We start from the raw sequence: 22,462 nt of genomic DNA on the forward strand, positions 1-22,462 counted from the left end.
TCCGCGACAGCCTGTACGGCGCTCCAGGCGTCGCGAGCACTGACCCTGATCCATATGCTGCCAAAGTGCCAGCGGAGGCTAGTGTTCTGCATACGTAGCGAGAACTGCATGGATGAGAGCTAAGTGGCTTAAACCTTGTGGGAGGTTCCCGAGAAAGTATCCAGACTTTACATCAATCATTTCGGCTAGCAGACCGCTTGACTCCGGTAAATTCAATAAAGCAGCATCAAGCATTTCAATCGCTTCATCTCTGCGGTTAATGGTTGCATAGGCTTCCACTAGCCAGAATGTACATGCAATGAATGCTCCCTCTTCTTTCTCAGCACCTGAATACCTATAGACCCAAGGACCGTGGCTGAGTTTTTTTCGGATTGCATGGAGTGTAGAGATCAGACGTTCCTTGTTTGGAAATCCAAAGCGGATCGCCAGCATGAGTGATGAATCCAACTGCCTCGTACCAGGGTACAGAGTATAGGCGGCTTCCTCTTCCGACCAACAGTGTTGGTCTATCCACTGCGCGATTCGATCACGTTCGCGCGACCATCGCGGGACGCCCGTAGCGGGAAGATGACCTCGATCAGCGAGTTGCAAAGCTCTGTCGAGAGCTTGCCATGCGCTGATTTTGGACATGGTATAGTGCTGCAATTGTTCCAACTCCCACATGCCGGAATCTTTCTCGTGCCAACGGTCTGCGCATTCATCGGCGAGAGTCATGAGTGTGGTTGCGCTTTGCCGATCAAGCACGTTCCCTGACTTGGTGAATTCAAAAACAGCTTCGAAGATATCCCCGTAGATACCATGTTGATGTTGGCTACCAGCAAGATTGCCCGTGACGACTGGTCTTGATTCGCGGTAACCAGGGAGATCGCTTGAAACAATAGGAGGGACTGGTTGCCCATCCAGGCTGAAGCAGACTCGAGAGCCTGTGTCGCCCAGCCTTCGCAATAGCCATGCCAGTGCAGCCTGGCTCTCTGGAATTTGGCCGAGCCATAGAAAGGCATGAATCGTGTAGCTTGCGTCACGAACCCATGCGTAGCGATAGTCGTAATTTTTCTTACCACCTATCTTTTCTGGTAACGATGTCGTCGCAGCTGCGGCAATTGCACCTGATGGAGAGAACAGAAGGAGCTTCAGAGCCAGAGCACTGCGTCGTACGAAGTCGACATGCGGACCATCGTACTTTAGGCCATCAGACCAGGTGCGCCATGCGTGGTCGCTAAGGTCAATGCGAGAGTTGATATCCTCGATTGTTGGAAATCCTAAGGGCTGATTTTCTCCGGCCACAATCGCAACGAGCGCAGTCTCCCCTTTGATGAGTGCGGCCTCGCCAATAACGCCGCAATCTCCCTCTTCGAGAATGCTGATATTAGGGCTTCGCCTTAGCATACCCAGCACATGCCCGACATGGAAGATAGCGACGTCCGAGATTGCTTCTAACCAAGGGGAGACCGTGTCACAATGAGTTCCACAAACGAATTTGAACTGGATCGAGACTGCCCCACTCAACACTTCGATACGACGTGCTAACTCTGACCATGGCAGGCGTCCCGCTAAGCTGCTATTCATCGAGTCTGTCACTCGAAGCACACCGGACTCGGTTGTGAACGTCGTTTCAAGCACGTTACTATCGCGCCGATATTTTTGAACTGCTTGAAAGGCAGATGTTGGTTGTAGAGAGAAACAGCCTCCGGCCTTATCGTCAAGCAATCGGTCCAGCAGGGGATGAGAGTCGAGGTTCGGCACACACCACCACGCAATCGTACCGTCTCGTCCGATGATAGCGACTGACCTTCCGTCGCCAATGGCAGCATAGTCGCTCAGCGGCAGATTCGCGGCGGCCTGTGCCGGCTGGAATAGAGGTTTCTGAGCTCTTCTCAAATTCATCCTTGAACAACTTGAGTGAAGGCCAGGCAGGCGGACGTAGCTACTTTCGCCTCAGACGCTGCCTTAATTCTTGGGCTGCTTGTCCACGCCCTTAGCAGGGTTGCTTGCATTGACCAATTCCGGAGTAGAGACCGCGCCGAGGGTTATTTTCTGGGACGTTGTATCAATCCTCTTTGATCTCGTGAATGGTTCAAGAGTGACAGGTTTACCTGTCTCCAAAGCTTGCAGAATTCCCTCGAGAACGCGGACATCTGCGAAACCCTCCTCACCATCCGGTTCCGGACTAAGTCCGTTCAATATGCAATCGGAGAAGTACTTCATCTCGCCGCCGAAATGATCCGTGTTCTTGAAGGACTTCTTTGATTTGTCCTCGCCGAGAGTCGTGGTCTGCTCCAGGGACTTACCGAACATGTAAGCTGGCTCGAGTTGCACACTCCCTTTATCGCCTATCGCTATGAACGAGCTTGAAGGGTTGCCGAAGTATGAGACGTTGAACTGAGCGAGCCGTTCTCCTGGGAAACGCAATGTCACTGCAACAGTATCGGCAAAGTCCTGGTCAAAGCCCGATTCCGGATGTTTCGATCCCGCAGCCGATACGACCTCTATTGGCTCGTCCCCAAAGATGTAACGCGCAGCGTTGACAGGGTATGGGCCCATATCCAGTACGGGCCCTGCAAGATCACCAGCGTGTGCGCGGTGATTGTCAGGATCCACTACTTGAGCAAATGTGGAGGCAAACAGGTGGACTCGTCCAAGCTCACCGGAACGAACCTTATCGATGGTGTCTAATGTCGCGGGCTCAAAGTGCAATCGGTACGCTACCATCAACTTCGCGCTGGATGCTTTTTCAGCCTCAAGGATCTCGCGACATTTCTCGGTTGAGATCTCAATTGGCTTTTCGGTTAGCACATGGATGCCCGCCTTGAGAGCCGGCACGATGAACTCGGCATGGCGCCAGTTAGGCGTGGCCAGGTAGATCGCGTCAAACGTGCCTGACTGCAGTGCGCGGTCAAACTCTTCGTAGGTAAATGTAGCCTCAACATCATACCGGTCGCCAAGTTCTGCGGCTTTGATAGGGTCCGATGAGATTAGAGCAGTAAGCTTTGAGTTTCCGGTATGCTCAACGCCGGGCATCATATCCTCTTGAGCGATATCGCCGACACCAACGATTGCATAACGGACTTTCTCTTCTGAAGCCAAGCCTAGCGATTCTTTCCATCCCATTGTGATTGCCTCGCATTGTGAGTTGGTATAACCGAGCGGTGTGTTGTTGCCCCGTCAACTGTCAGATGCTCATTTGAGATGTTGAGTAGTCGGTCACCGGCAGAAATCTTGGACGATCGTTGACTAGACCAATCGAACTGCGACTTCATGATGAAGTGACCGACTCCGTTCTATGTAGGTGACAGGTCACGGCGACAGGGCGGGTTGCTAAGATCACGGGCTTTTGAAGTGAAGATCGACTCTCCCTGCATTAACAAATAGTCAGCAGTTCTTGCTGCGAGTGCCTGAATCGTCAATCCAGGATTGGCTGAGCCTTGCGTGGGAAAGACCGAGCCATCCATGACAAAAAGATTTGGCACGTCCCACGTGCGCCCGAACTTGTCGCATACACCGGTGTCTGCTGTCGCACTCATGCGGGCGCCTCCAACGAGGTGGGCATAACGCTGCTCTTGCACTACTTCGGTCGCGCCCGCTGCCCGCATGATATCCATGACCTTGTTTTTGCCAAATTCAATCAGGCGTTTATCGTTGTCTCTCAGAGAGAAAGTGACTTGTGCGACGGGAAGTCCAAATTTGTCATAAGCTTCTTGGCGACCATTCCTGCCGTCGGCAACTTCGATCCGGTTATCCTCCCATGGCAGGATTTCTCCGAGCAGCCCGAGCGGAGACCAGTGGTTGTAGTCCATCATCGCCCGACGCAGTCCCCATCCCCATAGTCCTTTGGCTGTCATCATCTGTTTGGCAAAAGCAATCGGCAGCGGACCTACAGTCTGAACTGCAAAACCCCGAGCGAAGTCACGCTTCGGATCGGTTTCGTAAAACTCCTCCGTTAATGCGTGGGCGGGGGGAGCCTTGTATTGCCGAATCAGATTATCGAAGCGACCAAGGATCACATTGCCTGCCTGAGCCATGAGATATTTGCCAAGCGTTCCGGATGAGTTTGCTAATCCAAACTCATGTCCGGGACACGCGGAGTTGAAGAGCAAGCGCGGAGTCTCAAGCGCGTAGCCGCACACGATCACGGCGCGAGCTCGCTGGAAGTGTTCGATGCCTTCAGCGTCGAAGTAATGGACGCCATTTACACTCCCATTTTTGCCCATGCCGATGCGAGAGACCATTGCATTGTCACGGATCTCGGCCCCATGCGCGAGAGCATCGGGAACATGCGTTATGAGCGTCGAAGCTTTCGCGCCCACCTTGCAGCCTTGTATGCAAAATCCCCGGTAAATGCAGTGAGGACGATTGCCATGAGACGCAGAGAGTATGGCGACTGGGCCTCCTGCAGAAACGGGAATGCCGAGTGCGGTGCATCCTTTGATGAGTACATTGCCGACCTCACCCATAGGATGAGGTCCATAGGGATGGCCATGCGGCTTGCCCCAGGGATAGTACGCAGGTCCCGCTACTGGCATTTCGCGTTCGAGGAGTTCGTAATAGGGCTCTATGTCTTCGTAATCGATCGGCCAATCCGCGCCAACGCCATCTCGCGTGTAAACTTCAAAATCTGACGGGTGTAAGCGAGGAACAAAAGATGCCCAGTGAACGGAGCCACCGCCAACGCCTTTGCCGCTGTTGTTTGAGCCAAGAGCGAGAGGATCTTTCCCGCCGGTGATGCGGAGATCGTTCCAATAGAGATTGCGAGAGCCTGCTTCATCGGACACCCACTGGCGTTCTGTATCCCAGAAAGGGCCGGCTTCAAAACCAATTACTTTGAAGCCGGCGCGTGCCAGTCGCTGGACCAGAACACCACCCGCAGAACCAACGCCAACAAGCGCATAGTCAACTAAATCGGAATCGTTAAAACATCGTTGCGGAGCTTTGATCCGCTGCATCGGACCCAGATGCTTCAGGCCATCATCTTTTGCCGGATGATCAAAGGGACCGCCTAAAGGCGCCTCAGAAGAAAACAAGCTCAATGGATACCTGCCTGTTATGAAACGAATCTCGTTAGTCGTTGGTGGGTTGTGGGCGATCGGAGATCGTATCTTCTGGTGCGAGCCAATCGTAACGCTGCTCGTCTACCTCCCAGGGTTCAGCCTCGCCGCCCTCGAGGCGCATATATCCACGTGGATAAGCGGGTCCGCCAAAACCGATCTCGTCCCAGGCGTAAGGATGAGCGTAGTAGACAGCACAACAGTCAGACACGAGCATTGACCAGAAGCGCTTAAGGTTGAAGGCTTTCAAGAGAGCCTCGGCGGCTTCAGGTTTTTCATCATGCAACGACTGGAGGATCTCTTCCTGTTTCATCGTCTCAAGATTGTGGAATGATGTGCCATGGATTTTCTGCGCAATGGCTTCGATGGCTTTTATTGCGATGCGATAAGCGTCCTGATCAGAAGGCATGTCTTCGTAACGATAGCCCTCGATGCGGTTGCTAAACAGGCGATCGTCGATGCCCGGAAGAATGGCAATGCGTGTAGCTTCGGTGCGGTCATCCTGAGGGAGCACGCGATCGACGACAGCCTGCATCGTGGCCGCCTCTGCCGGTGTGAAGAAGCGTATCGGCGGAGTACTTCCTACGCGGTCAAATACTAACTTGCGCGTAGCAGCATCCCAGAACTTCTGCTGTTTCAGAGCGTGCAGCCCAGGGTAATAGCCAGGGGTGGTCTTCAGTTCGAGCGGCACAGCCGTGGATGGATCGAGAGGCCGTTTCGTCTGAACATTTGGCTCTGGAGAGTCGTCCTCTTTACGCAAGAGCATGTCTAGCGCTCCCTCCGCATCAGGTATGCGAGCATTCCAAGCATGCCGCAGGCCGCCATCAGCATGGGTGCGAAAATGGGTGGCCCATAGAGAATGTTGTAGAGCGGCTTCTTCATCCCACCGGATCGGCGAACGATTCCGCGCGCGTGGTAGTAGGTTCCGACTGCACCGTTGAGCATAAGCAGTGAAGATGCGGCTGGAAGCAGCGTATTCGCGAGGCGTTTGCTGCTGATCGAACTGAGCGCAGCGAAGATCATTACGGGCACCAGCAGCACGGGAGACCATTGGACACGATATTTGAAGTTGTTTTTGTAATGTGAATACCAGGATTCCGCTCCAACAGCAAAGGTGCCGATCGCACATACGACACACAGGTGCTTTTGAAAACGACCAATGCGGATGTCATCGCCAAAACTTGAACTGCGGAAAGATAACGATACGTCTACTGTGCGGCTGCGAATGCCATGATCTTCTTCGCGCTGCAGATAACTTGCGATGACCCCGAGGTAGGCGCTGGTGCTAAAGAGTAGAGGCGCGAAAAGAGGCGGTCCCATGACGATGTTGGTGAGGGGAAGACGCCAGCCTCCCGGCTTTCGGGCGATTCCGCGGATATGGAAGCCAAAGCCGATGACGCCATCGATTAGCGTGATAAAGCTGGTATAGCGAAGGAAGGTTGTCGCCAAGCGACGGCTGAAGAAGCCGCATAGCCCTGCGGAGGTGAGCACGCCGGAAAGGATGACTGGGGAGTACATCACCGGATTGGAATAGGATCCCTTGTAATGCTCATATGCAACCTCCGCACCGGTTACGATGCTTGTGGCAGCGACGAGAAGGGACATAGAGCGCTGGAACGTACCATGCTGAATGTGGTCGACGGCAATCTCAGCCGAACTTCGAAGCGATTTGGGAAGCGCGCGTGCGAGCGCCGTGGGAGGAATGTCTGGAATTTTCAAGCTGGGCCCCGCTGGAGAGCCATCAAACTTGTGACATGGTCAGGGAGCTTCGTAGCTGTCTCTGCTGCGCTTGACTCCGAGTCGAGATCGCCGTCATCCCACACGATCGGGCGTGTCCATGCGCCTCCTGCATTGGCGATCAAGATGGGAAATGCCGCGAAATGTCGTTGCTTGCGATCTAGCAATTGCTCTGGAATGTGGATGTCCTCTAGCAGCAGCTTCTGCGCTCCGAGCAAAAGTTTGTGTGCGGCAGACTCAGCCTCTTGACCTGGATAGCCGCCAGTCGATAGGCCATCGATGCCCATACCTTTGACCTCACGATCAAGAAGATATTGAGCGCCATTGCCAGACATATATGGCCAGGCAGTTAGGAATTCCTTTGTATTGGCACGCTTCTCCCCCCAGCCTGTTTTAAGCAGGATGAAAATTCCACGCGTGATTAGTGACTCATGCTTGCGAAGATCGTCCGCGGCGATAGGGTGAGAGGATGAGAAGCCGTGAAGATCCAAAGCAATGCACGGCCCGTAGAAGTGACTTAACGGCAGTTCGTGGATGCATGGAAGGTGCGGCAAGTAGTGGAACGGCGCGTCTACATGCGAACCTGAGTGAGACATGAACGTACAGCGCTCTACAGTGGCTCCGTCAACAACGGCGAGCTGTTGGTATTCGATTGAATTCGGAGGCTGGCCGGGAAATTGTGGCGCGTGATTGTAGTGAGGCTGAGCGAGGTCGTAAATCATTGGCCATCCTTGTCTGCATATTTCTCGGCATCCTTACGCTTGAAATCGATCCCGATCCCTGGTCTGTCCCAGTCCGGGTGCATGCAACCGTCTTTTTGTGCAAACTGGAATCCATCAAAGAGCATGGACTCGATACGAACATGGTCATGAAAATATTCAACGTGGCGTAGAGGGCGTGCTGCACAGGCCAAATGCATGTGAATCGTTGGGCCACAGTGGGCTGAGAGCGGTAGGGGATGAGCATCAGCGATGGCTGCCACTTCCATGAAACCGGTTACACCACCGCAACGCGTGGCGTCTGCCTGGATAACATCCACAGCGCCAGCTTCCATCATTTTTTTGAGATATCGCGCGTTCCAGCCATATTCGCCGGCCGCTATCTCCATACCCGCCGGGGAGCGGTCGCGCAAGAGCCTGAGGCCCTCAAGGTCATCTGAACTGACGGGTTCTTCAAACCATATGACGTCGTATTCGGCGCGGGCCAGATCAGCGAAATAGAGAGCTTGCTTTCGCGAATATGCACCATTTGCGTCGATGAACAATTTGGCTTTTCCACCGATGGCTTTGCGGGCTACTTCTATACGCCGCGGATCAATGTTGGGGTCCGTTCCGACCTTCATTTTGACTTGGTAAATACCTTCCTCTACCCATCCCAATAGCTGGCGCGCGAGTCGACTGTCAGTGTAAGTCGTGAATCCACCGGAGCCATACACGGGCGCGGATTGCCGAATTGGGCCGAGAAGAGTTGCTAAAGGTTGATCGAGCAGCTTTGCTTTGAGATCCCAAAGCGCTATGTCGACTGCAGATAACGCTGTGGCTCCGTTCCCCTCGCTACCGTAGTTCCTTTGCGAACTGCGCATCGCTTCAAACATGGCATTCGTGTTGAAAGAATCGTTGCCTAAACAATGCTTCTCAATTAACTCTCGCGCGATTGTTGCGGCAGATTTATGGCCATAGGTGTAGCCCAGCCCAATGGCGTCCTCCGCGTGGAGTTCAACAACAATTATCGTTGTCGAGTTCCACGCGATCGTGCCATCCGCTTCAGGAGCATCGGTCGGAATGGTGTAGGCGCGAGCTGTGCCTTGACGAATCATCATGAGAGCTACACAATCTGGCGGACGGTGTCTTTCGCGGCGGTGAGAGCGATTTTCAAGCGATTGGGTTCGCCCTTCGCAAGCGCTTCGGAGAACTTCAGCGCTTGGCTTGCAGTGATCTTCGCTGGCAACATCGCTGTGAACGGATCAACGACGCACTCGATTAGGACAGGGCCTGGCATGGCGAGCGCCTCATCGAATTTCTCGCCAGCCGATTTTGGATCATCAATTCGAATGCCGTCAGCACCGACTGACTTGGCCAGAGCAACAAAATCGATAGGCAGTAGATCGCATTGATATTCTGGATTGCCCTGGAAGACCATTTGCTCCCATTTGATTTGGCCTAGCGTATTGTTTTTGATGATCACGATCTTGATCGGAAGTTTGTAGGCGACCGCGGTGATGATTTCACCCATGAGCATAGTGAATCCCCCATCCCCGACCACCCCGATCACCTGCCGATCGGGGTACGCAACTTGTGCTGCAATGGCATAGGGTAAGCCACATGCCATGGTGGCGAGATTTCCAGAGCACGAATGCATCTGGCCCTTCTTCGCTTTCATGTAGCGTGCCCAGACTGTTGTATTGGTACCTGAGTCAGAGACGATGATTGCGTTTTCTCTGGTACGCTTGGAGAGTTCCCACCCAACCACTTGCGGCTTCATGGGTAACGCGGGAGACGTTCCTTCTTTCTCGATCAGGGAGTTCCAGGATTTCATTCCCTTTTGCGCATCTTCAAGGAACTTGCGATAGTCATTGCGATGGAGCATAGGCATTAATAGCGCGATGGTTTTCTTTGAATCCCCCACGAGACCCACTTCCACAGGCATACGTAGACCGATGCGTTGAGCGTTTGAATCAATCTGTACGCATCGGCAGTCATCTGGTTTTGGAAGATATTCCATGTAGGGATAAGAGGTGCCGATCATGAGCAATGTGTCACACTTCTCGAGCGCCTCTTCTGAAGGTGCAGTACCGAGCAAGCCAATTCCACCTGTCGTGTAGGGCGAATCATCGGGAACACAGCCTTTGCCAAGCAAAGGTTTGATAATGGGCGCACCGAGGAGTTCTGCTAACTGGATGAGTTCATCGCTGGCATGCAAAGCACCTTGTCCAGCGAGAATAGCGATCCGTTTTCCATTGTTCAGGATTTCGGCAGCAGTTTGTAGATCGTGTTGTCCGGGGGTGTTGCCAGATATAGCGCTAATCGAGGACGAGTGGTGAGCTACATTCCTTTCGGACCTCGCTTCCTTCACTGGCTGTTGCTGAACATCAATTGGAATCGTAACGTGTGCGACTGATCGTTTTTCGATAGCAGAGCGTATAGCGAGATCGACAACCGATTCCATGTGCGCCCCGCTCATGACACGGTTGTTGTAACAGGCCACATCAATGAACAGCTTATCGAGCTCGACATCTTGCTGTTGGAAGGTGCCCGTGACATCGTTGAATTGCATGCCTGTGATTGCAAGTACCGGCTGCTGATCCATCTTGGCGTCATAAAGGCCATTCAACAGATGGATTCCACCAGGACCCGATGTAGACAGACACACGCCTAGTCTGCCGGTGAACTTCGCATAGGCGCACGCCATGAATGCGGCCGACTCTTCATGCCTCACATGGATAAAACGAATCTTGTCCTGTGCCTTGCGAAGCGCTTCCATTACGCCGTTGATTCCGTCGCCGGGCAGGCCAAAGATGGTATCCACTCCCCAGGCGATAAGACGCTGTACAAGAATATCTGACGCGTTCATGCGTTACTCCTACGAGGATTCGCGAGTTCAGCGAACGAGATCGCGTATGCAGGTAGGATGCAACGGCTAATCATTCGGCTGTCTTGCTTTCTGCCTCTGAGCAAAGGAAGTTTACCCATATCTCGTTCGGCATTTTATCCGGCTTCGAGCGCAGGCGTTACGGCTTGATGAATAGCGCTCCCAGTTCTTCAAGATCGCGTTCGGCGTGAAACTGACGAAGGTATAGGTCTAATTCGTGATAGCGCTTGGAGATCGCAGAATCCATTGCGAGAGGGAAAGGTCCATAAGCCCGCGCAAATCGGCGCAAAATGTCCGTGCAGTGTTGCTCTACGATATGACGAACAGTCAAGGCTCGTACACGGGCTGCGGCGTAGTTCTCTCGGTCGGTGTCAATCTCTCGTCCTGTTGTGTCGAGGCATGAACGCATCGCCCATACTGCGGCCTGCATCGCACCAACATGAGCCAGTGTGTGGGCGTCATGCCTGCGATTCCTCAGCGCATAGAGAACAAGCGATTCGGCCCCGCCTGCCCAGCAGGCCGCAGGCCCACAAGCTCCATGCCAAAACCCCGGTCGATTCAGATACCAGCCGGCGCCTTCTATGACATCTTCCTTGCGAATAAGGCATGCATCAAAGATTGCGCTGCCCGTATTGGTTTCGTTAAAAGCTGTTGTCGCCCATGCCGAGCAATCGTAGCTTAGAGATTTTCCCCGCGCACGCAAATCGACATCGACCAGCAAAGGTTCAGGCGCTCCGACGGTGATCAGCGCGCGATCGACCAGTCCCGCGCCACTGCAGAACATCTTTGTGCCAGAGACACTCAGCCCATCGCTTCTCTTTTCGAGTCGCAAAGCATGACCGGGTACCTCGGATGCCCATACACCATAAATCGTGTCGGGCTTCGGCTTTCGTCCGGCTTCTGCAAGGATTGAGACTGCATCCCAATGCGCTTCCGCAATTCGAGCGAACGAAAGATCTTCCACTCCGGCAGCCCAAAGTTGAGCATGCCGTAAGCAGGTCTCACCGTGACCAGGCAGCGGTAGTGGTTCGTCAAGCCGAGAGCGTAATTGGCGAAGTATGGTTGTTCCCGTCATACGGGCGTTCCGTTATGAGCAGCAAGTGCGTCTGCGAAGCCGTGTGGTGCGCGTCCAATTTTTCTTCCGCTCGTTGTCACTCGAAGCTTGGAGGCGGACAGTGGCTTGTGTCCTGAATCTCTCAACCGGCGCCATAGGCCATGATCCTCCGCCGATTCAATCGCAGGCCATCCGCCGGAGAGTAAATACGCGTCCGCACGAACTCCGATATTCGCTCCGTGTACATGTGGGTGCGTCCCATCGGCATGAATCTGATAGCTAAGGCGAAAGCGCTCTGGCACGAGAGCATCATGTTCTGCGAACGAGTCAACATCCACAATTCCCGCTACTGCGTCTACCCCTTGCCGAGCGATGCCCAGGTGGTCCGCCAGCCAATGCGTAGGTACTTCACAGTCAGCATCCGTATTTGCCAGCCAGCAGTGCTTGAGGGATCCTGCGTATCGCTCCAAGGCGACCTTGGCCGCAACCGCACGAGCTGTTCCCACTGCCCGTGCGTTAACAACAACGACAGTGCCGTTTCTGCCAAGCAGAGCCTCAGCGATCTCACGGGAGCGGTCAGTAGAGCTATCGATCGCCACAACGATGTCGCAAGTGACATTGTGGGGAAGCCTCTCGCGGGCTGCGAGAAGGGAAGAGATACACCGCGGCAAAAGCGTCTCTTCATTTCTTGCGGGGACCAGGACTCCGATGTGCCAGGGAACAACCTTCATAACTTTCTCCAACGATCTAATCGAAATCCGGGATGACGTTCCGATTGATCAAGGGCAAGGCCGTCAATGGTCAGGAGCATCTCGTGGACGCTGTCTCCACTTTGTAGATGATCGTCAGAGTGTCCTAACCAATGGGATGCCAGGATCGTTCCGGAAGTTGATACGTTCTCGATCAGACCCTGCGCCACGATTCTCCATTGCTCGCGGTCGAAGTAGTAGCCAATTTCAGACAGTACGAGCAGGTCAATATCGTCGACTCGAAGATCTTCGGTCACGGGTGCGCAAAGGATTCGAACATGTGCGAGGTGCGAGCATCGTTCTTTGGCAATACGGACAGCAGTTGGCGATAAGTCACTCGCAACAACGCAATCGCACTGCATTGCCAATCGTTCTGTAAGAACACCTATTGAGCACCCTGGTTCAAATGCCATGCGGTATTGTCGTCTACCAAGGGCATCCATGATCGCGTCGTATCGGCCAAGCTCGTAGGCACTGGACGCAAATTGCCACGGGTCGTCATTGTGACGATACATATTCTCGAAAAAGTTTAAGCTCGTTGCATCAACGTTCATGTGTCACCCGCGAAGGAAGATAAGTTTCGAAATTACGCCGCGCCGGCGCAAGAAGCCGTTCTGAAAGGATGGGATCTCCTTCTTCACGTTCGAGCTGAGATCGATGACATACAAGGGCCTGCAGCTTCTGGTCCAGCAATTGTTCTGTAAGCGGTATATGAACGAGCGACAGTCCAGACAATGAATCGGGCGTGCCGCGATGCCAGGTCCAGAAAAGATAAGACGTGAGTTCAACCGCATGTTTAAAGGCGAGACGCTCTGCTACGCGTCCACAAGCTTCATGATCAGGATGAAAGTCGCGGACCCACGGCGCAATTACGTGTTGCGATCGCCTCACGAGAGGCTCGAGCAACACCGCCAACTCATCTTCGTGCTGAGATACTCCGCTATCAATAATTCGGAATCGAAAAATGTCTTTTCGAGTTACGCCCAAATGAGATAACGCATTGGTCTGCTCCTTCTCTCGTAAAGGTCCAAGCCCAGGGATTCCTTCGTATGCGTTTTCTCCGTCTGTCACTGCCGCTACGATCACTTTCACTCCGGTGGATCGAAGGTTTGCGATTAGACCGCCCGCTCCCAGAGTTTCATCATCTGGGTGGGGCGCAACGACCAGCACAGGTCCCCGCCCGATCATGAGTGACGCAGCAGTTGGAGGCCAGGCCGAGCCTTGAGCCAGCCAATTACGCCACTCCACCTCGCTGACAAGAGGCACGATCATCCTTACTCCTAATACGACGGAATGGTGGTACAACAATCAAAAATTTTCAGCAATTCAACTGATCAGGATGTGACAGGTTCAGGACCTCGAGTAGCTTCATGCGTCGCTGCAAGTTGCACAGGCTTTCCACTTTTCGTCGATTCGTAGATCGCTTCGATGATCCGTTGGTCCTGCAAACCCTCTTCACCTGGCGTATGCGGCTGTATGTTGTTCAAGACGCATAAAGCCATATGATCCATCTCCGTCGCAAACTGGTCCGCAGCTTCAATGGAGGGTTCGTTGACGACGTCATGATCATCCTGGACCTTACTGGTGCGCAGCTTGAGACCTGTGTAGCCGAAGGCCGGACTCATCTCTGCCCAACCGAGATCTCCTTCCAACCGCAGCATCTGAGACTTGTGCACTCCGTACCCCGAAGAACAGGTCGCGATAAATCCGCTCGGAAACTTCAATGTGAACGCGTAGGTCTCCTCGACCTCTTGAAACCTCGGATCATTTGTCGGTCGATACAGTGTGCCCCAAACCTCACTCGGCTCTTCTCCTGTGAGAAATCTCGCGGCGTTCAAACAGTAAATGCCGACGTCTGGCAGGCAGCCACCGCCAGATAGCGCAAGCTTTTGTCGCCACTGCGACGGGTCGCCCTGATTCTGTGCGTTAGTTGCGATCAGGCTGCGCAACATCCCGAGCGTATGGTCTCGAACCATCTTCACGATGGCGCGGTTCATTGGCTCGTACTGTTGCCGATAAGCGATCATCAATTTAACGTTTGCCGCCTTGCACGCCGCAATCATTCGCTCGCAATCCGCAGAATGTGTGGCCATCGGTTTTTCGCAAAGGATGTGCTTCCCCATCTTCGCGCCCCGCTGAACAAACTCGGCATGCATGCTATTCGGTAAAACAATGTAGATCACTTGGACATCAGGATTGCGTGCAATCTCGTCATAGTGTTGATAGTCGTAGATAGCAGAATCTTTGATACCGTATTGCTTAGCGATCTTCTCCGCCTTGTTCCCATTCCCGCTCACGAGTGCAGTTGGTTTACAAAATCTGGTTTTTGCGAATGCTGGCAAAATCTGACCGAGTGCAAGATGACCTAGGCCGACTACAGCGAAACCCATCCTGTCGGCCTGCGATACGAATGGTCCTGGAATTTTGTCAGGGGCTTCTGTCGAAGCGTGAATAGCGGGCAAACCAACGGAAGTTTGCTCGGCAACTTTGTCAGGATGCGAAGCTGGAGACTGAGGAGATTGGGCCCCGGATAGAGGTGCCATCCCAGAAGCGGCTACCGTCGCGGCAGCTACGCGAAAGAATTCTCTTCGATTTGTACTTAGCAATCCTAGGCCCCCGGAGCAACCCTGTTCATCCCCTTCAGATGCGAGTCTGCGTTAAAAAAGATGCTCTCGTGTGCTCGCAATGCGTCTCGCATTGTGTCGGATCAAAATGCTTGTAAGGTTCAGAGGCGAACCTATCTCTTCACGCGAGGCCGTACGCGGCAATATTCAGGTAGCAGCTTCACGCCAGTTGCATCCAACTCAAAATCAAGATTCATGAAGGGAAGCTTCCCACGTTGGGCGCTGGCAGGGAAGACCTCATCACTGCACTTATTTTCTAATCCATGCAAATGATCAAAACAAGACAAGTGAGAAATATTAACGTTCTCTCGGCCACCCATTAAAGCTGATAAGTTGCATCGAAGTTATAAGCGAAGGTACGCCAACAAATTTTTCCAACTGAGTGGAGCTGTACATGTGGATCGTCAGGCTGGCGTTGCGGCGCCCCTATACCTTTGTTGTCTTTTCGATTCTCATGCTGCTTCTTGGAATCGGAACGTGCGTCGAAGCTCCCAAGGATATCTATCCCTACATCGATATTCCAGTTGTGACGATCGTCTGGAGCTACACTGGTCTTCCGCCTGAAGAGATGGAAGGCCGCATCGTTACAGTCTGCGAACGAGCCTTAACAACAACGGTCAACGACATCGAGCACACAGAATCAGAGAGCTTTCAGGGTGTTGCTGTTATCCGGGTTTATTTTCAACCGCGCGTAAAGGTTGAGTTGGCAATGTCGCAAATTACTGCTGTTGTGCAGACTGTTTTGCGGGTTATGCCACCCGGAACATTTCCTCCGAACATCCTCAAATATGATGCATCGAGCGTTCCGATCGTTCAACTGGGACTGTCGGGGCAAGGGCTGACAGAAGAGGACCTCTATGATCTCGGTCTATCGTTTATTCGCCCGCGTTTGGCCAACGTCGAGGGAGCGTCGATCCCGTTGCCATACGGCGGAAAAGTCCGCCAGGTCCAGGTCGATGTGGATCCGAATCAGTTGTATTCGCATCATCTCTCAGCAAGTGATGTTTCGGTCGCCTTCAACCAGCAGAACCTGATTTTGCCTGCAGGTGTTGCCAGAATCGGCGACCGCGAATTCATCGTTAAAACAAATTCATCGCCGCTCGTTGTTTCAGCCTTAAATGATCTTCCAATCCGCAGCAGCAATGGCTCGGTTGTATTGGTCAAAGACGTTGCTCAGGTGAGGCTCGGCTATGCTCCCCAAGTCAACGTGGTCCGAGAAGATGGCAAACGATCTGCCCTGTTAACGGTACTCAAAAACGGTCAGACATCAACGCTCGACATTGTGAAGCATGTAAAGGAAATGCTTCCGCAGGTTAAGGCGGGATTGCCAGGCGGCCTGGAAATTACGCCTCTCTTTGATCAGTCGATCTTCGTCTCGGAATCGATTAATGAAGTTATCCGTGAAGCCTCGATCGCTGCGGCACTCACCGCGTTGATGATCTTGCTCTTCCTGGGTTCCTGGCGTTCCACACTGATCGTATGTATCTCCATCCCGCTCTCAATTGCGACATCCCTGGTCATCCTTTACGCTTCGGGCCAAACGATCAATGTAATGACGTTGGGAGGACTGGCACTCGCAGTCGGTATCCTCGTCGACGACGCAACGGTTGAGATCGAGAATACTCATCGCAACATGACGGAGAACAAGCCATTAATTCGAGCTATTCTCGACAGCGCGGAACAGGTGGCTTCGCCAGCCTTTGTGTCAACGCTATCGATCTGTATGGTCTTCACTCCAGTCGTCTTGTTGAGTGGCGCGGCAAAGTATCTCTTCACGCCACTGGCACTAGCTGTGGTCTTCGCTATGCTGGCCTCCTACTTCCTCTCTCGAACTCTAGTTCCGACCATGATGCACTTCCTGCTTGGGAGCGAGCTTGAGCTCTATCAAGATAAGGACAAGGCAAAAGAAGAAGAAAAGAAAAACTGGATCTGGCGATGGCACTCAAAGTTTGACCGTTGGTTTGAGAGAAGGCGTGAAAGCTATAAGCATGCACTGGAATGGACACTCGAAAACCGGGGGCTAACAATTGCGATCTTTGGTGGCTTCGTATTGCTTTCGCTGCCTCTTGTGTTTTTGATCGGGACCGATTTTTTTCCGTACGTAGATTCAGGACAGATGCGCCTTCATGTTTATCCCCCACAGGGGATGCGTCCGGAGGACTCTGAACAGTATTTCGCGAAGATAGAGAAAGAGATTCGACAGGTCATACCGCCCGGTGAGGTCAAACTCATTCTTGACAATATTGGTTTGCCAAATGGTGGTTTTAATCTCGCTTTCTCTGACAGTTCCGTTACGTCGGATTCTGACGGCGATATCCTGATCGCTCTCAATCCCGGCAAGCGAAACACTCAACTCTACATGCGACAGTTGCGCTTGGATTTACAAGCAAAGTTTCCCGACGGAGTATTCTTTTTCACGCCTGCGAATATCACGAACCAGATCCTTGACTTCGGACTACCTGCTCCGATCGACCTGCAACTCTCCGGTCGAGGCAAGAATAATTATGAAATTGCGCAGAAGCTATTGAAGCAAGTGAAAGCCATTCCTGGCGTTGCCGATGCTCACATTCATCAACAAATCGCGTTGCCCACACTCGATGTGAATGTGGACAGGCTCAAAGCAAGCCTCATCGGAGTTACACAGCAAGACGTGACTCAAAGTATGCTGGTCTCGTTAACAGGTACTGGACAAACAGCGCCGAACGAATGGCTCAATCCGCAGAACGGCGTCAACTATCAGGTTGTAGTGCAGACGCCTCAATACCGTATTGACTCGTTGCAGGCGCTAGCTCGTACGCCGATTACTTCGCCCACAGGGCACTCAAGCCAACTACTCGGCAACCTCGCTGACTTTCAGCGTGATGTCAGTCCCGTTTCAATTGGACACTACAATATCCAACCGATCTATGACGTTTATGCTTCGACGGATCAACGTGATCTGGGTGGAGTCGCGAGTGATATCCGCAAAATCATGGATAAGGCCAAGGGGGATTTACCTGTGGGCAGCACTCTCGCCCTACGTGGCGAGGTAAAGACGATGAGCGAATCGTTCACTCGCCTCGGTATCGGTATCATCTTCGCGATCATCCTTGTCTATTTGCTCATGACAGTGAACTTTCAAAGCTGGCTTGACCCGCTGATCATCTTGATGGCTTTGCCCGTCGCTCTTGGGGGCGCACTTTGGATGCTGTTTCTCACAGGTACAACTCTTAATGTTCCTTCGTTGATGGGAACTATCATGACCATCGGCGTCGCAACCGCAAACAGCATCCTTGTAGTTGTCTTCGCAAACGATGAGAGGGCAGCGGATAAAGATAGCGTTGAAGCTGCATTGAACGCGGGATTTACGCGACTGCGCCCCGTTTGCATGACGGCCCTTGCAATGATTATCGGCATGCTTCCCATGGCTCTCGCGTTCGGTGAGGGGGGTGAGCAAAACGCGCCTCTGGGCCGTGCGGTGATCGGCGGCCTCCTGTTGGCAACGCTTGGAACGCTCTTCGTTGTACCGGTCATGTATTCCTGGCTTCGCACTGCAGCGCCCAAGAACTTCGACGAAGAAGTCGATAACGCCTACGACGACGAGAAGGACAAAAAGGCAGCCAAGGGCAGTCGTAAAGATCAGCAGGGGGGCGAGCCGCAAACGGCTTGAAAAATCCATGAGCGAAGAGCGTAAAGAAAAAACTTATCCTGAAGATGAGCGACTGAGGCAATTTCAGGAAGACCCAGATCGACGGATGACTCGCGCAGAGTGGGAGCGGGAAGAATCGCATGCTCGGCAGGCGGCGCATCAACGTCATGAACGGGCAAAGCGCGAAAAGGAGCCTGATCACGAATCGGTTCACGCTAGTAAAAAGGCCACTGGGCACAAAAAGAAGCCTCTTGATAAGCGAAAGGCGGCTCTGTGGATTGGCGGCGGACTCCTGGTGTTGCTGATCATCTTTTTGGTGGGTTTTCTGCCCAGGCACAATGAAGAGAAAAAGGCTGCCGAAGCCGCGAAGAAGCGAGAAACAGAAGAACCGGAAGTGGAGGTTGTTCAGGTTAAGCGGTCTCATAAGACAGGCGAGCTAACGGTTCCTGGAACCACCGCTGCTCTTGTCGAGGCCTATGTCTATGCTCGCGCTAATGGCTATCTGAAAAAGCGATACGTCGATATCGGCGACCATGTGAAAAAAGGTCAATTGCTAGCCCTCATCGATGCCCCTGATCTTGATCAACAGGTGGAGCAAGCTCACCAGCAGTTGAATCAGGCAGAGGCGCAATTATCGCAACAGCAGGCTCAGTTGGCCTTGAACAAGGTTACCTGGGATCGATGGCGTGTATTGGTGGCGAAAGGTGTGTTCTCGCGTCAGGATGGGGATCAGCGTGAAGCACAGTATGAAACGCAGCGCGCTCTCGTGGCCTCGGCAGATCGTAACGTTGAAAGCTTTCGAGCAAATCTCAACAGGGTCATTGCATTGCAGAGCTATGAACGCGTCACCGCTCCATTTGACGGCGTTATTACCCAGCGCAATACCGATATAGGAGCTCTGGTTGGAAGTGCAGGCGCTGCATCTGGTCCGCCGATGGTTTCACCGGACACTCCAAGTTCGGGTTCAGCCAATGTGGGCTCAGGTAATACCAGTGGTAGTTCGGGTACGCCCAACCAGTTAGGATCGCCATCCACGGGTCTGGCCCAGGGCGGCGCTCTGTTTGCTCTAGCACAATTCAACACGCTACGAATTCTGGTGTCAGTTCCCGAGAGCTATGCCAATAGCATTCATCAGGGAATGCATGCTCAGGTATACACGCAGGAACGAGTGGGCAAGCCCATCCCAGCGTTGGTGACTCGAACCGCGAACGCCATCGATCAGAATTCCAGAACTATGCTTGTGGAAGTCGATATCAACAACAAGACTGGCAGCCTTTACCCCGGCATCTACAGCATTGTCACTTTCGTTCAGGTCCGAGGTATACCTCCCATCACAATTCCAGGGGACGCCGTAGTTGTCCGCAACGACCGAACTACTGTCGCCGTCGTACGTGATAACAAAGTGAGTCTTGTACCCGTCGAGATCGGTCGAGACTACGGTCCTGCGATTGAGATTCTCAGTGGATTGCACGAAGGCGATTGGGTGGTCTCCACGGTTACGGATAGTGTCCAACCTGGAATCAAAGTCCGTAGCCGTCCAAATGAAGAGGTTGCGAAGCAGGCGTCTGGTTCTGAAGATGACTCGAATGGAACGCCTGATTTCGGCCCTTCGCAATATGGAGATCAGTCCGTGGTGAACTCTAAATCTGAAAGCACGAATCAGACGGGAAAGCCAGGCCAGAAGAAAGGCGGAGATCAGCAGAAGTCAGGTGGCAAGCAAAAAGGTAGCGACAAGAAGGATGCTTCCAAATGACCCGTTCCTTTGAGCGAACCATTGCGATAGGCTTGATCTGTATAGCCGGTGGTGCGTCCGCGCACACGACGCCTTCGGCGGCCCAGCAAACAAGTCCACAGCCTCCGCCTTTTACGGTGCCCAATCCTCCAACGCCCGCAGCATCCGACGCCCCGGGCCAGCAGAGTGTTCCTGCTGAGCGACGACCCAATGTCTCACCAGATGCCCCGTTGCCGCAACCGGATAAAACAAGCATAGATCTTCGCTCCATCCGACCTCTCGCAGCTCAGCCGTCGGAACAGCCCGCTGCATCCGGTTTCATCAAAGCTGTAGGCAATTCAAGCGTGCGTCCGCAACACCTCGGAGTTTCTGCCTTTGATACAAACGTCTTCAATTTCATTGCTCCGTATCACGTGGCGCGTGTTTCAGGATTCAATGAGAGTTCGCAAGCTCGTCTCGATTCGTTTGTACGGGACGGGAAACTGTACTTGTCGCTTCATGACGCGATCGCGCTGGCGATAGCCAACAATCTGGATGTGGAGATCGAACGCTACAATGTTCTGTCGGCAGACTACGATTTGCTCCGCGCCCAAGGTGGCGGAAATCTGCGCGGGATTGATTTCGGCATTCAACAGACTGCACCCGGTGTGGGAACCGCGACAAGTCCGCTAACTATTACAGCTACAAGCGGAATCGGTTCGTCCACCAATGCGACGGTTACAGATCTCTCGCAAGTCACGCAAACCGGCAGTTCCATGCAACAGTCTCTTGCGGAGAATGGCACATCAAATTTTTCCTCTGGACCGGCTGTGCCGATCTTTGATCCGACGCTTTTTGCGGAAGCAGGCTATTTCCGCAGGTCCGATACGACCTCTCTGGAGAGCGCTTCGTCCACGGATTCGAGCAGCGGTTTTTCCACCTCAACGCCCCCGGCTGATTTTATTTCAATGGGTGTTGACCTCCAAAAGGGCTTCTCTACTGGCGGGCAGCTCGAGATCTACGTTGATAACGCGTCTCAGGTTCTCTATGCGAACTCATCGCAGCTTGATCCATTTCACGTGCCGAGTAGTTCAGCCACTTTCAGCCAGCCATTGCTGAGAGGGGCCGGTACTGGCATCAATCTCCGCTTCATCCACATCGCGAAGATCAACAAAAAGGTATCGAATCTCCTGTTTGAGCAGCAGTTGCTGGAGACTGTCTATGGCATTTCTCGCCTCTATTACGACCTGGTATCTCTCGGTGAAAATTTTGGCGTAAAAGAGGAATCTCTAGCTGCTGCGCAGAAGCTCTTTGACGACGATCAGAATCAAGTAAATGAGGGAACATTGGCTCCGATCGAGCTGACTCGGGCTCGCGCCCTTCTTTCATCCAGCAGGCTTGATGTGATTCAGGCAGAGGGAGAGTACCGTCAACAAGAGGTCATCCTGAAAGAACAGATGCAGAGAAAGCTTGGTGATACGAGCGCTTCCTTCTCGACTATCGTCCCTATTGATCGCATCGTGGTTCCTGATCAATTGCAAGCCGTGAATGTGTCATCCGCGATAGAAGATGCGCTGTCAAACCGTCCCGATCTTGCTCAAGCTACATTACAAGTCGAGGCGGACGAGGACTACCTAAAAGGTTCTCGCAACGCCGTAAAGCCTCTCGTGAACGCGTATGCCAATGTACAAACTCGCGGTTCAACGCTCGTACCACCCGAGGTGCTTGGGTCAGCCGGGACGGGGGCAGCGACTTTACCCGCTGAATTGACACAAGGCGGTCTGAAACTATCGACCATTTATCAGGCAGGAGTACAAGTTACACTGCCTTTACGAAACCGAATCGCGCAGGCGGATGCCGCGCGCGATGCTATCCAACTCAAGCAGGCGCAAGGGCGAACGGAAAAGCTCGCAAACGATATCCGGCAGCAAATCGAGAATTCAGCAACGGCTCTCGAAAGCGCGCAGCAGACTTATGCCGCCGCAGTCGAGAGCGTTAACTATCAACAGCAACTTCTGCAAGCTGAGATCGATAAATTTTCAGTAGGTGAGAGCACCAACTACATGATTATTCAGGACCAGGCTTATTTAGCTCAGGCTCGCTCCACTGAGGTGGCTGCCCGGTCAAATTGGATGAAAGCCCGCTTATCACTCGATCGCGCTCTTGGCGATCTCCTGCAGAAGAGCGGAATCACGTTCGACGAGGCCCTCAGGAACGCTGCGCATTGAACGTCTGCTAATTCGCGTTCGTATTAGTCCGAGCAACGGGAACTACGAACGATAGTAGGCCGCAGGCACGTAGTCGCCATTTAGGCAAATCTGATAGTGGT

General features: G+C 53.1%; 16 protein-coding genes. 3 read left to right on the top strand and 13 right to left on the bottom strand.

Features of this window, described 5'->3' with window-relative positions:
- Positions 1–78: 78 nt before the first annotated feature.
- The 13 genes from OHL19_RS08695 to OHL19_RS08755 form a co-directional block, all read right to left on the bottom strand.
- The gene (locus tag OHL19_RS08695) at positions 79–1,884 is read right to left on the bottom strand and encodes a glycoside hydrolase family 15 protein (RefSeq protein ID WP_263357254.1); all 1,806 of its coding nucleotides are present in this window, start codon (positions 1,882–1,884) and stop codon (positions 79–81) included.
- 63 nt (positions 1,885–1,947) lie between these two features.
- Positions 1,948–3,108, bottom strand: a complete 1,161-nt coding sequence (locus OHL19_RS08700; protein ID WP_263357255.1) for a Gfo/Idh/MocA family protein — start codon at positions 3,106–3,108, stop codon at positions 1,948–1,950.
- A gap of 170 nt (positions 3,109–3,278) precedes the next feature.
- Entirely contained in the window at positions 3,279–5,024 is a 1,746-nt protein-coding gene (locus tag OHL19_RS08705) for a GMC family oxidoreductase (protein WP_263357256.1), read from the bottom strand.
- 31 nt (positions 5,025–5,055) lie between these two features.
- On the bottom strand, positions 5,056–5,808 hold the full coding sequence (locus tag OHL19_RS08710; RefSeq protein WP_263357257.1) for a gluconate 2-dehydrogenase subunit 3 family protein: 753 nt from the start codon (positions 5,806–5,808) through the stop codon (positions 5,056–5,058).
- Positions 5,809–5,810: 2 nt separating this feature from the next.
- A complete protein-coding gene (locus OHL19_RS08715; RefSeq protein ID WP_263357258.1) occupies positions 5,811–6,761 on the bottom strand; it encodes a hypothetical protein in 951 nt (316 codons plus the stop codon).
- Positions 6,758–7,501: a cyclase family protein gene (locus tag OHL19_RS08720; protein WP_263357259.1), complete on the bottom strand. Its 744-nt coding sequence runs from the start codon at positions 7,499–7,501 to the stop codon at positions 6,758–6,760. The genes OHL19_RS08715 and OHL19_RS08720 overlap by 4 nt, the downstream gene beginning before the upstream one ends.
- Positions 7,498–8,598 carry an enolase C-terminal domain-like protein gene (locus OHL19_RS08725; protein ID WP_263357260.1) on the bottom strand — a complete coding sequence of 367 codons (1,101 nt, stop codon included), beginning with the start codon at positions 8,596–8,598 and terminating at the stop codon, positions 7,498–7,500. Before OHL19_RS08725 ends, OHL19_RS08720 begins: the two co-directional genes overlap by 4 nt.
- Positions 8,599–8,603: 5 nt before the next feature.
- A complete protein-coding gene (locus tag OHL19_RS08730; RefSeq protein WP_263357261.1) occupies positions 8,604–10,349 on the bottom strand; it encodes a thiamine pyrophosphate-dependent enzyme in 1,746 nt (581 codons plus the stop codon).
- Between the two features lie 157 nt (positions 10,350–10,506).
- Positions 10,507–11,442 carry a hypothetical protein gene (locus OHL19_RS08735; protein WP_263357262.1) on the bottom strand — a complete coding sequence of 312 codons (936 nt, stop codon included), beginning with the start codon at positions 11,440–11,442 and terminating at the stop codon, positions 10,507–10,509.
- On the bottom strand, positions 11,439–12,152 hold the full coding sequence (locus tag OHL19_RS08740) for a glycosyltransferase (RefSeq protein ID WP_263357263.1): 714 nt from the start codon (positions 12,150–12,152) through the stop codon (positions 11,439–11,441). Before OHL19_RS08740 ends, OHL19_RS08735 begins: the two co-directional genes overlap by 4 nt.
- The gene (locus tag OHL19_RS08745) at positions 12,149–12,685 is read right to left on the bottom strand and encodes a nodulation S family protein (RefSeq protein WP_263357264.1); all 537 of its coding nucleotides are present in this window, start codon (positions 12,683–12,685) and stop codon (positions 12,149–12,151) included. Before OHL19_RS08745 ends, OHL19_RS08740 begins: the two co-directional genes overlap by 4 nt.
- A 28-nt stretch (positions 12,686–12,713) precedes the next feature.
- The gene (locus OHL19_RS08750) at positions 12,714–13,442 is read right to left on the bottom strand and encodes a PIG-L deacetylase family protein (protein ID WP_263357265.1); all 729 of its coding nucleotides are present in this window, start codon (positions 13,440–13,442) and stop codon (positions 12,714–12,716) included.
- Between the two features lie 62 nt (positions 13,443–13,504).
- Positions 13,505–14,560, bottom strand: a complete 1,056-nt coding sequence (locus OHL19_RS08755; RefSeq protein ID WP_263357266.1) for a Gfo/Idh/MocA family protein — start codon at positions 14,558–14,560, stop codon at positions 13,505–13,507.
- Positions 14,561–15,188: 628 nt separating this feature from the next.
- Between OHL19_RS08755 and OHL19_RS08760 the strand changes: the two genes are divergently transcribed.
- Genes OHL19_RS08760 through OHL19_RS08770 form a run of 3 tightly spaced genes read left to right on the top strand, consistent with a single transcriptional unit; the run spans position 15,189 to position 22,361 of the window.
- Positions 15,189–18,443 (top strand): efflux RND transporter permease subunit, encoded by a 3,255-nt coding sequence (locus OHL19_RS08760; RefSeq protein WP_263357267.1) that lies wholly within the window; start codon positions 15,189–15,191, stop codon positions 18,441–18,443.
- A 7-nt stretch (positions 18,444–18,450) separates the two neighbouring features.
- Positions 18,451–20,175, top strand: a complete 1,725-nt coding sequence (locus OHL19_RS08765; RefSeq protein WP_263357268.1) for an efflux RND transporter periplasmic adaptor subunit — start codon at positions 18,451–18,453, stop codon at positions 20,173–20,175.
- Positions 20,172–22,361: a TolC family protein gene (locus OHL19_RS08770; protein WP_263357269.1), complete on the top strand. Its 2,190-nt coding sequence runs from the start codon at positions 20,172–20,174 to the stop codon at positions 22,359–22,361. The genes OHL19_RS08765 and OHL19_RS08770 overlap by 4 nt, the downstream gene beginning before the upstream one ends.
- The last annotated feature ends 101 nt before the right edge of the window (positions 22,362–22,462 follow it).

Origin of the sequence: Acidicapsa ligni (assembly GCF_025685655.1) — a bacterium.
In the GTDB taxonomy this organism is placed as follows: Bacteria; Acidobacteriota; Terriglobia; order Terriglobales; family Acidobacteriaceae; genus Acidicapsa; species Acidicapsa ligni.

Bases quoted from the DNA above. Each gene is read 5' to 3' on its own strand.
- OHL19_RS08695 (WP_263357254.1), bottom strand. From the start codon at position 1,884: ATGAATTTGAGAAGAGCTCAGAAACCTCTATTCCAGCCGGCACAGGCC.
- OHL19_RS08700 (WP_263357255.1), bottom strand. From the start codon at position 3,108: ATGGGATGGAAAGAATCGCTAGGCTTGGCTTCAGAAGAGAAAGTCCGT.
- OHL19_RS08710 (WP_263357257.1), bottom strand. From the start codon at position 5,808: ATGCTCTTGCGTAAAGAGGACGACTCTCCAGAGCCAAATGTTCAGACG.
- OHL19_RS08720 (WP_263357259.1), bottom strand. From the start codon at position 7,501: ATGATTTACGACCTCGCTCAGCCTCACTACAATCACGCGCCACAATTT.
- OHL19_RS08725 (WP_263357260.1), bottom strand. From the start codon at position 8,598: ATGATGATTCGTCAAGGCACAGCTCGCGCCTACACCATTCCGACCGAT.
- OHL19_RS08730 (WP_263357261.1), bottom strand. From the start codon at position 10,349: ATGAACGCGTCAGATATTCTTGTACAGCGTCTTATCGCCTGGGGAGTG.
- OHL19_RS08735 (WP_263357262.1), bottom strand. From the start codon at position 11,442: ATGACGGGAACAACCATACTTCGCCAATTACGCTCTCGGCTTGACGAA.
- OHL19_RS08740 (WP_263357263.1), bottom strand. From the start codon at position 12,152: ATGAAGGTTGTTCCCTGGCACATCGGAGTCCTGGTCCCCGCAAGAAAT.
- OHL19_RS08745 (WP_263357264.1), bottom strand. From the start codon at position 12,685: ATGTATCGTCACAATGACGACCCGTGGCAATTTGCGTCCAGTGCCTAC.
- OHL19_RS08750 (WP_263357265.1), bottom strand. From the start codon at position 13,442: ATGATCGTGCCTCTTGTCAGCGAGGTGGAGTGGCGTAATTGGCTGGCT.
- OHL19_RS08755 (WP_263357266.1), bottom strand. From the start codon at position 14,560: ATGGGTTTCGCTGTAGTCGGCCTAGGTCATCTTGCACTCGGTCAGATT.
- OHL19_RS08760 (WP_263357267.1), top strand. From the start codon at position 15,189: ATGTGGATCGTCAGGCTGGCGTTGCGGCGCCCCTATACCTTTGTTGTC.
- OHL19_RS08765 (WP_263357268.1), top strand. From the start codon at position 18,451: ATGAGCGAAGAGCGTAAAGAAAAAACTTATCCTGAAGATGAGCGACTG.
- OHL19_RS08770 (WP_263357269.1), top strand. From the start codon at position 20,172: ATGACCCGTTCCTTTGAGCGAACCATTGCGATAGGCTTGATCTGTATA.